The sequence below is a fragment of the Methylosinus sp. PW1 genome, assembly GCF_000745215.1.
Taxonomy (GTDB): domain Bacteria; phylum Pseudomonadota; class Alphaproteobacteria; order Rhizobiales; family Beijerinckiaceae; genus Methylosinus.
Genome location: NZ_JQNK01000009.1, coordinates 506,197 through 520,891, shown reverse-complemented (window position 1 = coordinate 520,891; position 14,695 = coordinate 506,197). Strand labels below are relative to the sequence as shown.

The 14,695-nt window shown below is 65.9% G+C and carries 10 protein-coding genes; 5 read left to right on the top strand and 5 right to left on the bottom strand.

Features of this window, described 5'->3' with window-relative positions:
• Nucleotides 1-458: 458 nt before the first annotated feature.
• Nucleotides 459-1,208, top strand: a complete 750-nt coding sequence (locus K369_RS11775) for a hypothetical protein (protein ID WP_036291391.1) — start codon at nt 459-461, stop codon at nt 1,206-1,208.
• Between the two features lie 170 nt (nt 1,209-1,378).
• Here K369_RS11775 and K369_RS11770 read toward each other — a convergent pair whose 3' ends face one another.
• Nucleotides 1,379-1,801 carry a type II toxin-antitoxin system VapC family toxin gene (locus K369_RS11770; RefSeq protein ID WP_036291389.1) on the bottom strand — a complete coding sequence of 141 codons (423 nt, stop codon included), beginning with the start codon at nt 1,799-1,801 and terminating at the stop codon, nt 1,379-1,381.
• Complete coding sequence (locus K369_RS11765) at nt 1,798-2,097, bottom strand: type II toxin-antitoxin system Phd/YefM family antitoxin (RefSeq protein ID WP_026598970.1); 300 nt, start codon at nt 2,095-2,097, stop codon at nt 1,798-1,800. The genes K369_RS11770 and K369_RS11765 overlap by 4 nt, the downstream gene beginning before the upstream one ends.
• A gap of 387 nt (nt 2,098-2,484) precedes the next feature.
• Between K369_RS11765 and purH the strand changes: the two genes are divergently transcribed.
• The 3 genes from purH to K369_RS11750 all read left to right on the top strand — a co-directional run bounded on the left by purH (nt 2,485) and on the right by K369_RS11750 (nt 7,459).
• Complete coding sequence (purH, locus tag K369_RS11760) at nt 2,485-4,077, top strand: bifunctional phosphoribosylaminoimidazolecarboxamide formyltransferase/IMP cyclohydrolase (RefSeq protein ID WP_036291386.1); 1,593 nt, start codon at nt 2,485-2,487, stop codon at nt 4,075-4,077.
• A 599-nt stretch (nt 4,078-4,676) separates the two neighbouring features.
• Nucleotides 4,677-6,197 carry a porin gene (locus tag K369_RS11755; protein WP_245278180.1) on the top strand — a complete coding sequence of 507 codons (1,521 nt, stop codon included), beginning with the start codon at nt 4,677-4,679 and terminating at the stop codon, nt 6,195-6,197.
• 140 nt (nt 6,198-6,337) lie between these two features.
• Nucleotides 6,338-7,459, top strand: a complete 1,122-nt coding sequence (locus K369_RS11750) for a helix-turn-helix domain-containing protein (RefSeq protein WP_036291385.1) — start codon at nt 6,338-6,340, stop codon at nt 7,457-7,459.
• 77 nt (nt 7,460-7,536) lie between these two features.
• Here the strand turns inward: K369_RS11750 and K369_RS11745 are convergent, their stop codons facing one another.
• The 3 genes from K369_RS11745 to ptsP all read right to left on the bottom strand — a co-directional run bounded on the left by K369_RS11745 (nt 7,537) and on the right by ptsP (nt 11,504).
• Nucleotides 7,537-7,809: a hypothetical protein gene (locus K369_RS11745; protein WP_036291384.1), complete on the bottom strand. Its 273-nt coding sequence runs from the start codon at nt 7,807-7,809 to the stop codon at nt 7,537-7,539.
• A 99-nt stretch (nt 7,810-7,908) separates the two neighbouring features.
• Nucleotides 7,909-8,979, bottom strand: a complete 1,071-nt coding sequence (gene prfA / locus K369_RS11740) for a peptide chain release factor 1 (RefSeq protein ID WP_036291381.1) — start codon at nt 8,977-8,979, stop codon at nt 7,909-7,911.
• 257 nt (nt 8,980-9,236) lie between these two features.
• Nucleotides 9,237-11,504 (bottom strand): phosphoenolpyruvate--protein phosphotransferase, encoded by a 2,268-nt coding sequence (gene ptsP / locus K369_RS11735; protein WP_036291379.1) that lies wholly within the window; start codon nt 11,502-11,504, stop codon nt 9,237-9,239.
• Nucleotides 11,505-11,802: 298 nt separating this feature from the next.
• On the opposite strand from ptsP, the gene K369_RS11730 reads away from it, so the two are divergent.
• Nucleotides 11,803-14,673: an EAL domain-containing protein gene (locus tag K369_RS11730; RefSeq protein WP_036291377.1), complete on the top strand. Its 2,871-nt coding sequence runs from the start codon at nt 11,803-11,805 to the stop codon at nt 14,671-14,673.
• Nucleotides 14,674-14,695: the final 22 nt, after the last annotated feature.

Here is a 14,695-nt window from a genome sequence, read left to right as displayed (position 1 = left end):
CTCCACGCTGCCGCAGCTGCGAGGCGTGGATGGCCGGGACAAGCCCGGCCAGGACGGCGCCCTTGGACAAAGGGAAGGGCGCTCGCGGTCGAATGCGCCAGCGGGGGCTGTCGTTGGAGCGTGGCGTATCGAAGGACCAGGAGGCCGTCTTGGCCGGGCTTGTCCCGGCCACCCACGCCAAGACGCCCGAGCGTCTTGAAAGTTTGGGATGACGTCTGAGTTGCGGCCGCGAGGAGGGGGCGATTCTATAGTAGCGGGTCATGCGAATCCGTGCGACGAATTATCGAAATTCACGAGTTTCGAAAAGAAATGCTCTCGAAGGGCTGCCGCGGGCTTCATATCGACGGTTCAGGAACTTTCTTGCCACACACGCGAAAGCCGCGCCTTTGATGGACGCGAGGTGGCCAAGGAAACCCGCGCCGCCCAAGGACTCTTAGTAGGCTCGCAAGGAGGGCTTTATGGGTTTGTTCAGCAAGCCGAAGCCGGCTGCGCCCGATCCCCGGTTGGTTCAGCTGGCGGAAGATTGCAACGAGGCGGAGATCAGGCACCTGGACCTGTTAAGGCGCGAGATCGCGAACATCCTAATTGGCGTCGACCCTGACCTCATGGTTCGGACTTATCAGCGTGCCTGGGAACACGAACGAGAGGTTCAAGGAAACGAGGAGCGGCTACGCACCGACGAAGCCGCCCTCGTTGTGAAGTTCCCCCGGTTCCCAGACTTCGATCTGCTCAACGTGCGCCACTTCGTGCCATACGGGGAGGCGCACGACCACTTGGCGAACGACCAACTCGTCGAGCGTTACCTGGATATCAGCCGCATGCTGATTTACCTGCGGCGACGCGCCGAGCACTCTAGCCATCATCCGCTGTTCAGCGACGAGGAGTTCACGGTGCTGCGCGACGTCGTTCGGGGGGTGAAGGACGCCACGCTGCGCCGACGCATCCAAGACGCAATGCGGCTCTACTATGCATACTGGGCGGGCTACGAGTACCCCGACCGTTCTGCGCTTGGCGTCGATCTCACCTATCGAGACGCGGAGATCGAGGTCATCAGGCTTCACTCGCTGGGACCAGACATCGAGTATGGCGTCATTTTCCAGGAGACCGGCGAGTTTGGAGTCTATAGTTTCTTCGTACATGATGACGGGCGCCGCACACAAATGTATGCGCGCACCGATCAGTCGTTCAACAAACGGCAGCACCTGTGATGATCTCCATGCGGGTGCGGAGTCTGCTATCTTCGTCTGTTTGTGTTCGGCGTAGATGGAAGTAATCAGACGAACTTGTCATGTACGAAAATCAAAACCTTCCGCGCTCCCATCGATTCCCAGCCGATCAACAGTTTGCACGTTGCAAAGTCAGGCGCGAAAAGGTCGCCTCACCGCCACGGATCGAGCACTGGCGCGCGCGCCCGCGCGAATTCGGCGGCGTCGCGCGTCACCACTGTCAGGCCGTGATGCAGCGCTGTCGCCGCAATGAACAAGTCCGGTTGCGAGAATGTGTGTCTGGATTTGCGGCCGTCCTCGACGAGCAGCCGCCATTTGAGGATCACGTCCTCGCTCACGGGCAGCACGCGCCGCTCGAACATCGGCCGCACTCTGTGCGTCAGCCAGTCGCCGAGCTCGGCGCGGCGCGTCGCGTCTTCGACGAGCTCGATGCCGAAGCGAATCTCGGCGAGCGTGACGGTGCTGACATAGAGCCGATCGAGCGGCTGTGCGGCGATGAAGGCGACGACCTTTGCTTCGGGTCTGGGGCGGCGCAGCTCCGAGAGAATATTCGTGTCGAGCAGCCAGCCCGTCACAGCTCGACGTCGCGCACCGGCGCCCGCTCGCGCTTCGGCTCGATATCGATGTCGCGGTAGGGCGAGGACTGCATGGCGGCGATCAGGGCCTCGCCGGTTCGCTCGCCCTCGAGGCGACGAAACTCATCGGCGGCGACGACGACCACCTCGTCGCGTCCATGAATGGTGACGTGCTGCGGCCCCTCGCTGCGGACGCGGCGCACCAGCTCGCTGAAGCGCGCCTTGGCGTCCTGCAGCGCCCAATGGCTCGGCGGGCGCGGCGGCTTTGGCGGAGTGGGTCGGGCCGATCTGGTCACACTGACTAGATTATCACGCGGGGGCGCGAAGGAAAACCCCTTGACGAGACCGGACTAAATTCCTTTCTCGGTCCTGCCTCCGCCGGTGGGGCCTCACCCTGATGGCGCTGTAGGCTCAGAGCGATCAGGTGAAGGACAGCAATCCTTCCCCTCATGCTGAGGAGGCTCCGCAGGAGCCGTCTCGAAGCACGAGGGGCTCCAGATGGCCGCGCATGAAGGCTTCCTCGTCCTTCGAGACGCCGCTTCGCGGCTCCTCAGGATGAGGAAACCTTCACCCGGTCGCCCTGCGCGGTCGGCGCGCATTGGTTTCTCCCCCCGGCGATCTATGCTAAGCGCCGGGCGATATCCTTTCCCTGCGACGTCTTCGCTCCACAAAGAGGGACCTGAATGCCGGTCGATCTGCGCCGTATCACGAGAGCTCTGCTGTCCGTCTCGGACAAGACGGGGCTCGTCGAGCTGGCGACGGCTCTCGCTGCGCTGGGCGTCGAGCTGATCTCCACCGGCGGCACGCGCAAGGCGCTCGCCGATGCGGGCCTTTCGGTGCGCGATATAGCGGATGTCACCGGCTTTCCCGAGATGATGGACGGGCGCCTCAAGACGCTGCATCCCAAGGTGCATGGCGGCCTGCTGGCGATCCGCGAGAATCCCGAGCACGAGGCGGCCATGCTCGCCCATGACATTCCGCAGATCGATCTGCTCGTCGTCAATCTCTATCCCTTCGAGGCGACGCTGGCCAAAGGCGCGCCCTTCGAGACTTGCGTCGAGAATATCGACATTGGCGGGCCGGCGATGATCCGCGCCGCCGCCAAGAATCACGATGATGTCGCCGTGCTGGTCGAGCCCGCCGATTATGATGGGTTTCTGGCCGAACTTTCCGCCAATGCCGGCGCCGCCACTCTGACGACGCGAAGGCGCCTCGCGCAAAAGGCCTACGCCCGCACGGCCGCCTATGACGCGGCGATCTCCAATTGGCTGGCCGGCGCGCTCGGCGAGGCGACCCCGCCCTGGCGCGCCATCGGCGGCCATTTGTCCGAGCCCATGCGCTATGGCGAGAATCCGCATCAGAGCGCCGGATTCTATCTGACGGGAGAAAAGCGCTTCGGCGTCGCCACGGCGAAGCAGGCCCAGGGCAAGCAGCTCTCCTACAATAATGTCAACGACACCGACGCGGCCTATGAGCTCGTCGCGGAGTTCGATCCCGCGCGCACGGCGGCGGTGGCCATTATCAAGCATTCCAACCCTTGCGGCGTCGCCGAGGGCGCGAGCCTCGCCGAGGCCTATCGCAAGGCGCTGCGCTGCGATTCCGTCTCGGCCTTCGGCGGCATTGTCGCGGTCAATCGCAAGCTCGACGCCGAGGCGGCGAGCGAGATCGTGAAGATTTTCACCGAGGTCATCATCGCGCCGGATGCGGACGAGGAGGCGATCTCCATCATCGCCGCGAGGAAGAATTTGCGCCTTCTGCTCGCCGGCGGCCTGCCCGATCCGCGCGCGGGCGGGCTCACCTTCCGCAGCGTCTCGGGGGGCTTTCTGGCGCAGTCGCGCGACAATAGCGTCGTCGATGATCTGACGCTTTCCGTCGTGACGAAGCGCGCGCCGACGGAAAAGGAGCTGGCGGATTTGAAATTCGCCTTCCGCGTCGCCAAGCATGTGAAGTCCAACGCCATCGTCTATGCGCGCGATCTCGCGACGGTGGGCGTCGGGGCGGGGCAGATGTCGCGCGTCGATTCTTCGCGCACGGCGGCTTTCAAGGCGGAGGAGGCGGCGCGCGAGGCCGGCGTGCGCGAGAGCTTCGCGGTCGGCTCGGTGGTCGCGTCCGACGCTTTCTTCCCCTTTCCGGACGGGCTGCTGGCGGCGGCCTCGGCCGGCGCGACGGCGGTCATTCAGCCGGGCGGCTCGGTCAATGACAAGGACGTCATAGCCGCCGCCGATGAGGCCGGCCTCGCCATGGTGCTGACCGGCGTGCGCCATTTCCGGCACTGAGCCGGCGCGCGCTGCGGCGCAATATGTTTCCATAGTCCATTGTTTTGGCGTGGGGTGCGCGACATCGTGCCGCGTCCCACGCGCCGCGCATATTGTCGCGCTGTCGCATTTTGCATCGAATAGAGCGCGACTGTCGCAGGCTGCGTCAGTCGTTTCCGCTACAAAGCCGATAGCGTGACAATTATGAGGCGATTTCGAGCGGTTCTAATTGCCATTGTGCGCCGCGTCGCGCCTAATCATCCCGAGAAATACGACGCTCTCCTCTTGCGAGGCGAGCATAGATCGGGAGCTGTGCTTGAAGTCGAGACGACACTTTAGCTGATCGAAAGAGCTCGATCGTTCATCTGCCGCATTTCGACACGCCTTTCCTTGCGAATGGCGGTCATGCCGCAGCCTCCCCCACAATTTCGGTCCGATCTCGTCGCGCTGCTCTTGCGAGCGGCGGCGCCCGGTCGCGCCGTCACCGGACTTTCCTTCCCAGGGAAAGAGGCCCGCGCCGCTGGGTCGATGACGAGCGGCTCACTCAATCCTCCCTAACTTTCCCGGCCGTCTCTTCGAAGGGCGGCCGGGACTTTTCAAGAAAAAAAACGGAAACGCCAATGACAGGAACCGGCGATGCGGCCGCTCCGCGCCCAATGCGGCTCGATGCGGCGAATCTGATGGCGGCAGGACTTGCCTTTATTGCGATTTGTACTGGAGCGGCGCGCGCCGACACCACCGACCAGCTGCTCGACCAGCTGAAGGCCAAGGGAATTCTCACCAAGGGCGAATATCGCAAGCTCAAGGCGCGCCATGCGGCCGAGATCGCCGCGCCGGCCCGCGCGGCTGTCGTGAGTCATGCCGCGCAGCCGGTCGCGACGCCTTCGGATCGCTACATCACGCGGCTCGATAAAGGGATCGGCGCGCGCGTCGGCGCGGTCGACGTTCGCATCTCGGGCCAGCTCGCCTTTTTCGCGACCGAGCAGTTCAAGCAGGCCGGAACGGCGAGCATCGCCGGCGGGCTCGGCGGCGGCAGCCTCTATAATAATTCCTCCGCCATTCGCTCCGGCCTGCTGCCGAGCGCTCTGGCGCTCAATCTCTCGACCGAGCAGGAGGGCTATAAGGTCTCTTTCTCGCTCGGCCTCTACGCCGGCGGCAATAATATTCGCGTCGGCCTGCTCAACGGCAACAGCTCCGGCGCCTCGGTGGCGCTCGGCACGCCGGGCGTCGATCTGCGCCAGGTGTTCGGCGAGATCAGCTCGCCGGATTTGGGCTCGCTGAAGGTCGGCCGCGATCTCGGCCTCTTCGCCGCAGACGCCATTCTCAACGATTTCACGCTGTTCGGCGCCGGCACCATCGCCGCCAACGCGAGCCCCTCCAACACCAGCCTCGGCCGCATCGGCTTCGGCTATGTCTATGCGGATTGGATTCCGCAGCTCACCTATACGACGCCGGATTTCCACGGCGTCACCGTCTCGGTCGGCGCCTTCTCGCCCTATCAGCAATTCGACAACGCCGGCTCCTATGTGTCGGCGGCCGGCGTGCTTCCCTATTCGGGCGTCATGACCGGGCATGACCAGCCGGGCTTTCAAGCGCGCGTCAAATATGTCGGCGAGCTCGCGCCGGGGATGAAGCTCACACTGTGGACCTCCGGCCTCACCCAGCGGCATCGCGTCGAATCCGGCGACGCCATATTGCTGCCGCGCGGCGCCGGCGTGCGCTCCATGGCGATAGACGCCGGCGGGCGGCTCGACGTCGGCCCTGTGACTCTGGTCGGCTATGGCTATAAGGGCGTCGGCCTCGGCACGACGGGGCTCTATTTCGACGGCGTCGGCTATGACGGCGAGCGGCGCAAATCCTCCGGCTATTACGCGCAGGGCGGCTACACGCTCTTCGAGCGCCTGACCTTCGGCGGCAGCTATGGCGTCAGCTATCTCGACGCCAATCTCGCCGATTATCCGGGCCGGCTCGGCGATGGAGCGCTCGTCTCCGCAAACGCCTCGACGATCGGCTTCGTGAAATATCGCTTCACCGATTGGGTCACCTTCCAGAGCGAGTTCATACGCTCGGTCTCCCATAATCTGCTGGGGCAGGGGGTGAGGACCAACGCGCTCGTCGCGGGAACGATTTTCTCTTTCTGATCGCGGGGATAGCAGGCGCCTGCGACAATTTGTGCGGTGCACAAAGTGGGTGCGTTCTCATAATAAAGAGCGGCGGTCGGCCCGGCGACGGTTCGGCCGCCGCCGCCGCGTGATCGGGCGGCCGTGAAAAGGCGTCTCAAATGCCCCTCTATTCCGCCAGCCTGACGGAGGCGGCGCGTGATAAATTCTTCGGTCGCGGCGAGCTGCCGACAGTCGAGCTGAAACAGCCGATCCTGCGCTCCTGGCTGCGCTGCGCCGAGCTCGGCCTCGACGCCGCCCGGCCGTCGCGCGTCGCGCCGCTCGAGCGGACCGAGCTGCAGATGTTTCTCGCGCGGCACGAGCGGCTGCGGCGCTTGTGCCGGCCCGAGCTCGACGCGCTGAACGCTGAGGCGCATGAGACGGGCGCGATCGTCATTCTCGCCGACGCCCAGGGCATGGTGGTCGACGCCATCGGGGATATCGGCTTCGCTGGCCAGGCGGCGGAAATCGCGCTGAAGCCGGGCGCGCTCTGGAGCGAGGCCGCCGCCGGCACCAACGCCATCGGCGCGGCGCTGGCCGAGCGGCGGGCCACGGCCGTGCATGGCGGCGAGCATTTCTACGAGAGCCATAATATTTTGAGCGGCGCGGCGGCGCCCATCGTCGATCCGCGCGGCGTCGTCGTCGGCGCGCTGGCGCTCGCCGCTCACGCCGCCGTGCAGCGCGTGCATGCGCTGGGGCTGGCGCGCTTCGCGGCGGAGCAGATCGAGCATCGTTTCTTCGGCGGCGGCGCTTTCGCGGCGGCCACATTGCTGCGCTTCCACACTGATCCGGCCGTCGTCGGCGCGCCGCGCGAGGGCCTGCTCGCTTTCGACGAGGACAGACGCCTCATCGCCGCCAATCGCCGCGGACTCTCCTTCGTGCAGCGCGATTGGTGCGCGCTCGATGTGGCGCGATTGGAGGAGCTGTTCGAGCCGCTGCGAGCCGGGCCGCAAATGGGGGAGATCATCGGGACCGACGGACGGCGCTATTACGGCCTCGCCAACACGCCCGGCGCCTGCCGCGCGCGGCCGACCGATTGTCCCTGGGAGCTGCAGGACATATGCTTCGAGCCGCCCTCCGCGCGTCTCGCGGAGCACCGTCTGCGCGACGCCGAGCTGTCGGCGATGCGCGCGGCGCTCGACGCCTGCGATGGCAATTTCAGCAAGGCGGCGCGCATTCTCGGCGTGCATCGCAGCACGCTCTATCGCCGCTTGAGCGAGCGGGCGGGAGAGAGGGCGCGCTAGAATCTTTCCGGTCGAGAGGCGCGGCCGCTTCGAGATCGAAGGGCCGCGCCTTTTCGGGCTCGCTCATCCGCGCCGGCTCACTCGCAGACGCGCATGCGGCGGAAGTAGAGGACATTGCCCCAATCATCGGTCACCGGGCGGCGGGCGATGTAGCAATTGCTGGGCGCCTCGGAGGCGGCGATGGCGCCGAGGGTCAGCGCGGTCAGCGCGCCCGCCGCGGCGACGCCGCCCCAGTAGTGGCCGTGATGACCGTGACGCCAATAGGGGTCCGCCTGAGCGGTGGAGGCGGTGAAGGTCGAGGCGGCGAGAGTGGCGGCCAGCAGGCCGGCGGCGAGGAGTTTCTTGGACATTTTTGCGCTCCGTGGCTCGGTGTCGTTCACGTCTCTCGTGAACGTCCCGAACTTACGAAGCGCGACGGCTCGCGGATGTGCGTCCTCGCACCCTGCGGATCACTCCTCGCTCTGCGCGAGCAGCTTGGCCTGATGATCCGTCGTCAGCGCGTCGAAAATCTCGTCCATCTCGCCTTCCATCACGCGATCGAGCTTGTAGAGCGTCAGATTGATGCGATGGTCGGTGACGCGCCCTTGCGGAAAATTATAGGTGCGGATGCGCTCAGAGCGATCGCCCGAGCCGACCTGCGCCTTGCGGTCGGCGGCGCGCGCATTGTCCAGGCGCTGGCGTTCTGCGTCATAGAGCCGCGAGCGCAGCACCTCCATCGCCTTGGCCTTGTTGCGATGCTGCGAGCGCTCCTCCTGCATCATCACGACGATGCCGGATGGAATATGCGTGATGCGGATCGCCGATTCGGTCTTGTTGACATGCTGGCCGCCGGCGCCGCCGGAGCGCATCGTCTCTATGTTGAGATCCTTGTCGTCTATGGCGACATCGACATCCTGGGCCTGCGGCAGCACGGCGACCGTCGCCGCCGATGTGTGAATGCGTCCCTGCGTCTCCGTCGCCGGCACGCGCTGCACGCGATGCACGCCCGACTCGAATTTCAGCTTCGCATAGACGCCGCGGCCGGCGATCTCGGCGACGATCTCCTTATAGCCGCCGAGCGCGCCTTCGCTGGCGGAGAGAATCTCGACGCTCCAGCCTTTGACGCCGGCGTAGCGCTGATAGGCGCGGAAGAGATCGCCGGCGAAGAGCGCGGCCTCATCGCCGCCCGTGCCGGCGCGCACCTCGAGGATGACGCCCTTCTCATCGGCGGAATCTTTCGGCAGCAGAGCGAGCTTCAGCTCATGCTCGGCGCTGGTCAGCGCTTCCTGCGCGACATCGAGCTCGCCTTCGACGAACTCGCGCATGGCCGGATCGATCGCCGGATCGGCGAGCATCTCGCCGGCGCCGGCGATCTCGGCGAGCGTCGCGCGATAGATTTTGATCTTGGCGACGACATCGTCGAGTGAAGCGAGCTCGCGCGAGAGCGCGACGAAGCTCGCGGCGTCCGGCCCGGAGCTGAGCCTGTCGGCGATCTCCTCGTGACGACGCAGAATGAGGTCGAGCTTGTCTTGGGCGAACATGGGGCTTGCCGAGCGAGAGGGTAGGGGATTGCGTGGAGCGAGGCGCGAGCGTCGCTAGCGGCCCCGGTCTTTCGCGCGCCCCCTCGGCTTTTCATCGCTGTGCGGGGCCGGCCCCCTCCCCAGCCCTCCCCCGCTTTGCGGGAGAGGGAGCAAGTTCCGCGCTTCATCGAGGTTTCGCGTAACGTCGCCGTCCCCCTCTCCCGCAAAGCGGGGGAGGGTGAGGGAGGGGGCGTTTCCGCATTCGAATCGGCCCATGCTCAAACCGGAATATCGCGCGCGGCGGCGAATTCGCGCAAAGTCTCGCGCAGGCTCGGCGCGCCGTCCTCTCTGGCGAGCAGCGAGGCCAGGAACACCTCCGCCTCGTCGAGATTGACGGCGAGGATCATCGCCTTCACCGGTCCGATCGACGACGGCGACATGGACAGCGAGCGATAGCCGAGCGCGAGCAGCGCCAGCGCCTCCAGCGGACGGCCGCCCATTTCCCCGCATAGCGTTACCGTCTTGCCGGCGCGCTTGCCCGCGGCGGCGATGCGCTCCAACGCGCGCAGCACGGGGGTGGAGAGCGTGTCGTAGCGCTTGGAGACCCGCGTGTTGTCGCGATCGGCCGCATACATGTATTGCACCAGATCATTGGAGCCGACCGACAGAAAATCGGCGCGCGCGGCGATCGTGTCGAGCTCCCACAGCAGCGAGGGCACCTCGACCATGGCGCCGAGCTGCACATTGGTCGGCGGCGTATGGCCGTGGCGCTCGAGATGCGCGAGCTCGCGATGCGCGATCGCCTTGGCCGCCTCGAACTCGGCGACATTGGCGATCATCGGGAACATGATGCGCACATCGCGTCCGCCGGCCGCCTTCAGCATGGCGCGGATCTGCATCCGCAGCAGGCCCGGCCGATCGAGGCCGATACGGATCGCGCGCCAGCCGAGCGCCGGATTCTCCTCGTCGATCGTCGCCATATAGGGCAGGATTTTATCGCTGCCGATGTCGAGCGTGCGGAAGGTGACCGGGCGGTCCTGCACCGCGTCGAACACGGCCTTGTAGAGCAGGAACTGCTCGTTCATGCGCGGGAAGCGCGGCGCCAGCATGAATTGCAGCTCGGTGCGGAACAGGCCGATGGAGCGCGCGCCGGTCTCGTGCAGATGCGGCACGTCGACGATGAGGCCGGCGTTCATATGCAGCGCGATCTCCACGCCGTCCTTGGTGACGGCGGGCACGTCGCGCAGCTTGGCGTATTGCTCCATGCGGCGGGCGCGCAGCCGCGCCTTCTCGCCATAGGCGGTCTGCACATCCGGCGGCGGGCGGATGTGGACGTCGCCGGTCACGCCGTCGACGATGACGGCGTCGCCCGCCTCGACGAGATCGGTCACATTGGCGGCGAGGCCGACCGTGGCGATGCCGAGCGCGCGGGCGACGATGCCGACATGGCTCGCCGGCCCGCCTTCCTCCAGCACCAGGCCGCGCAGCCGTGAGCGGTCGTAGTCGAGCAGCGCCGCCGGCCCCATGTTGCGGGCGATGAGAATGGCGTTCTCGGGGATCGATTCGCGCTCGGCGACATAGCTCTGCCCAGTGAGCTGATGCAGCAGCCGATTGGCGAGATCGTCGAGATCATGGAGACGGTCGCGCAGATAGGGGTCGGTCTGGCGTTGCAGCTTGGCGCGGGCGTCGTTCTGCACGCGCTCCACCGCGGCCTCCGCCGTCAGGCCGCTGCGCACGGCCTCGTGCAGGCGGCGCACCCAGCCGCGGTCATTGGCGAAGATGCGCACCGCCTCCAGCACCTCGCGATGCTCGCCGGCGCCCATGCGGTCGCCATGGGCGACCAATTCGTCGATGGAGAGGCGCATCGCCTCTATCGCCGCATCGATGCGCTGGACCTCCGCGGCGATATCCTCGGCGATGAGCTGCTTCACGACGACGCGCGGCTCGTGCAGCACGGCGTAGCCGAGCCCGACGCCCTCGCACATCGGCGCGCCCTTAACCGCCACCGGCCGGTCGAGCGCGAAGCTCTCCGGCGTCTTGGCGATGGAGCGCAACTCGCCCGAGGCGATCATCTCGGCGACCAGCATCGCCGTCGTCTGCAGCGCCTCTATCTCCTCCTCGGAATAGATGCGCCGCACGCGGTTCTGCACGACGAGCACGCCGAGCGTGTTGCCGCCGCGCAATACCGGCACGCCGAGGAAGGAGTGGTAGATCTCCTCGCCCGTCTCCGGCTTGTAGGAGAAGGAGGGGTGCTCCTGCGCCTCGGAGAGGTTCAGCGGCTCGGCGCTTTTGGCGATGAGGCCGACGAGGCCCTCGCCGGCGTGCATTGTGGTGAGATGCACGGCCTCGCGATTGAGGCCTTCGGTCGCATAGAGCTCGAGCCTTTGATCGGCGCGCAGCACATAGACCGAGCAGACTTCCGCCACCATATTGGACGCGATGAGCACGACGATCTTGTCGAGCCGCGCCTGCGCGCTCACCGGCTCCGCCATGACCTCGCGAAGCCGGCGGAGCAGCAAGCGGGGTCCGCCGAGAGCGCTACGCATCCAGTTTCCTTAGTTTCGACAGGCTGTCGCCGCCAGACGAGGGCTCTGCGCGGACGCATCTCCCAAATCTAGAGAACTTCTAAATTTCTGCCCTGTTCCTGTTTCAGCGTATATTGGCCCCGTTCGGCCTCCGCAAGCGCGGCCGCTCGCCCGCCCGCGATACGCAAAGACCATACCGGCTTGCAGAGCGACGACTTAGCCGGTACCAGTCAAAATTCAGACAAGAAGAAATCCGAAAGCCGACCGGTCCACCCGCGACAATCGGACTTTTTGGGCCTGCGCGCCAGAGACGAGATTCGTGCCGCTATCCAGATATCTGATCGCCCTACTGTTTCTCGTCCTTTGCGGGTCGCGGGCGCTCGCCATCGATTCCGTGCGCGTGCCGCAGGACGCCTCCGCCATCGACCTCACCCATGCGGTGGAGAAATATTCCTCCGAGGGCGACCGTCTGCAGGTGTCGACCGCCCCCGGCTCCGATGGAATCATCCGACGCATAGAAGTGGGCGCCAAGGAAGTGGGCACCCGCCCCAGCTGGATCGTCTTTGCGCTCACAAATGATACGGACGAGCAGCTGGAGCGTCTGATCGTCGCCCCGCATTTCCGCCTTCAGGGGTCGGGCGTGATCTGGCCGGATCTCGGCGCGACGCGCATTTCGGCGATCACCGCGAGCCAAGGGTTCCCGCCGGAGCATGAGGAAAGCGGGGACGCCGATGTTTTTCGCCTGACCCTCGATCCCGGCACTACGATCACCTATGTCGCCGAGCTGCGCACGCCCAATCTGCCGCAGCTCTATCTGTGGGAGCCGGACTCCTACAAGGACAAGGTGACGAGCCTCACCCTCTACAAGGGCATCGTCATCGGCATCGCCGGCCTGCTGGCGCTGTTCCTGACCATTGTCTTCGTCGTCAAAGGCGCGGTGATCTTTCCAGCGGCGGCGGCGCTCGCCTGGTCGGTGCTGGCCTATGTCTGCATCGATTTCGGCTTTTGGGCCAAGATTTTCGGCGTCGATCCCAACGCCGATCGCATTTGGCGCGCCGGCGCCGAGACGGTGCTGTCGGCGACCTTGGTGGTGTTTCTCTTCGCCTATCTCAACCTCAACCGCTGGCATGTGCGCGCCTGGCATGTCGCCGCGCTCTGGCTGCTGATTCTCGCCGATCTCGTGGGCCTCGCCATTTTCGACGCGCCGGTCGCGGCGGGCGTCGCCCGCATCTCGCTGGCCACCGTCTCGGCGGTCGGCTTCGTGCTCGTCCTCTATTTGGCGACGCACGGCTTCGACCGCGCCATCATGCTGATTCCGACATGGTTTCTGCTACTGCTCTGGGTCTGCGCGGCGGGCTTTACCGTGGCCGGCTGGCTGACCAATGATCTGGTCTCGCCGGCGCTGGTCGGCGGTCTGGTGCTGATCGTCATGCTGATCGGCTTCACCGTTATGCAAAATGCCTTCGCCAGCGGCGGCCTTGCCCATGGCGCGATCTCCGACACCGAGCGCAAGGCGCTGGCGCTGACCGGGGCCAATGAGATCGTCTTCGACTGGGACGTGCCGGCCGACTACATCTATGTGAGCCCGGAGGTGGAGGAGCAGCTCGGCCTCGACCGTGGCGGGCTCGAGGGGGCGGCCTCCTCCTGGCTCGCTCTGCTGCATCCTTTCGAGCACGACCGCTATCGCGCCTGCCTCGACTCGCTGCTCGAGCAGCGGCGCGGGCGCATCAATCAGGAATTCCGGCTGCGCGCCGCGGACGGCCATTATTTCTGCTACCGGCTGCGGGCGCGGCCGGTGATCGGGCAGGATGGCGAGGTCATTCGCGTCGTCGGCACGCTCATCGACGTCACCGACGAGCGCAACGCCCGCGAGCGGCTGCTGCATGACGCCGTCCACGACAATCTGACCGGCCTGCCCAATCGCGAATTATTCTTCGACCGGCTGGAGGCGGCGCTGGTCTTCGCCGGGCTCGAGGCCGGCCTGCGGCCCACTGTGCTCGCCGTCGATATCGACCGTTTCCGCCAGATCAACGAGCAGGTCGGCGTCGCCACCGGCGATTCGATCCTGCTCACCATTGCCCACCGCCTGACCCGGCTCCTGCAGCAGCAGGACACTCTGGCGCGGCTCGACGGCGATCGCTTCGCCATCATCCTCGTCTCCGAGACCAACGCCGACCATGTGATCGCGCTCGCCGATTCGGTGCGGCGGACGCTGGCGACGCCGGTGCGCTTCACCGATCGCGAGATTTCGCTGTCGGTGTCGATCGGCGTGGCGCTGTTCGACAAGGAATTGCATCCCGATCGGCACGAGATGCTGGAGGATGCCGAGATCGCGCTGCGCCACGCCAAAAAGCTCGGCGGCAATCGCATAGAGGTGTTCCGCCCGGCGATGCGCGCGCAGCGCTCCGACCGGCTGACCCTCGAGGCCGATCTGCGCCGCGCGCTGGAGCGCGGCGAGATCAAGGTGTTCTTCCAGCCGGTGGTGCGGCTCGAGGATCGCACCATCGCCGGCTTCGAGGCGCTGCTGCGCTGGGACCATCCGCGCCTCGGCCAGCTCGATCCGAGCGAGTTCGGCCAGGTCGCCGAGCAGACCGGCCTCGTCGTCGATTTCGGCCTTTTGGCGCTGGAGCGCACCGCGCGCGAGCTCGCCGCCTGGCAGCGGGCGCTCGCCGTCGATCCGCCGATCTTCGCCTGCGTCAACATAGGCTCGCGGCAATTGCTGCGGCACGATCTTTTGCGCGACGTCAAAAGCGTGCTGATGCGCAACGACATCGTCAAAGGCAGCCTCAAGCTCGAGCTGAGCGAGGGGCTGGTGATGGAAAATCCCGAATACGCCGCGCAAATGCTGGGCCGCATCAAGGAGCTGGGCGCCGGCCTCGCGATGAGCGATTTCGGCTCCGGCTATTCCTCGCTCGCCTATCTGCAGAGCTTTCCCTTCGACACGATCAAGATTGGCCGCTCCTTCACGCGCCAGACCGGCAAGGGCTCGCGCGCGGTGATTCTGCGCTCGCTCATCTCGCTGGCGCATGATCTCGGCATGGATGTCGTCGCCGAGGGCGCCGAGACGGAATCCGACGCCATCGAGCTCTATCAGCTCGGCTGCGCCTATGCGCAGGGCTACGCCTTCGGCCGCCCGATCAGCCCGATGGAGGCGCGCAGGCTGGTGGGCGCAGCGCCCGAGGCGGCGTAGGATCTCGACCGCTTTGCGTCAT

Excerpts from the sequence above, each read along its gene's own strand:
- K369_RS11775 (WP_036291391.1), top strand. The coding sequence starts at position 459 with ATGGGTTTGTTCAGCAAGCCGAAGCCGGCTGCGCCCGATCCCCGGTTG.
- purH (WP_036291386.1), top strand. The coding sequence starts at position 2,485 with ATGCCGGTCGATCTGCGCCGTATCACGAGAGCTCTGCTGTCCGTCTCG.
- K369_RS11755 (WP_245278180.1), top strand. The coding sequence starts at position 4,677 with ATGACAGGAACCGGCGATGCGGCCGCTCCGCGCCCAATGCGGCTCGAT.
- K369_RS11750 (WP_036291385.1), top strand. The coding sequence starts at position 6,338 with ATGCCCCTCTATTCCGCCAGCCTGACGGAGGCGGCGCGTGATAAATTC.
- K369_RS11745 (WP_036291384.1), bottom strand. The coding sequence starts at position 7,809 with ATGTCCAAGAAACTCCTCGCCGCCGGCCTGCTGGCCGCCACTCTCGCC.
- prfA (WP_036291381.1), bottom strand. The coding sequence starts at position 8,979 with ATGTTCGCCCAAGACAAGCTCGACCTCATTCTGCGTCGTCACGAGGAG.
- ptsP (WP_036291379.1), bottom strand. The coding sequence starts at position 11,504 with ATGCGTAGCGCTCTCGGCGGACCCCGCTTGCTGCTCCGCCGGCTTCGC.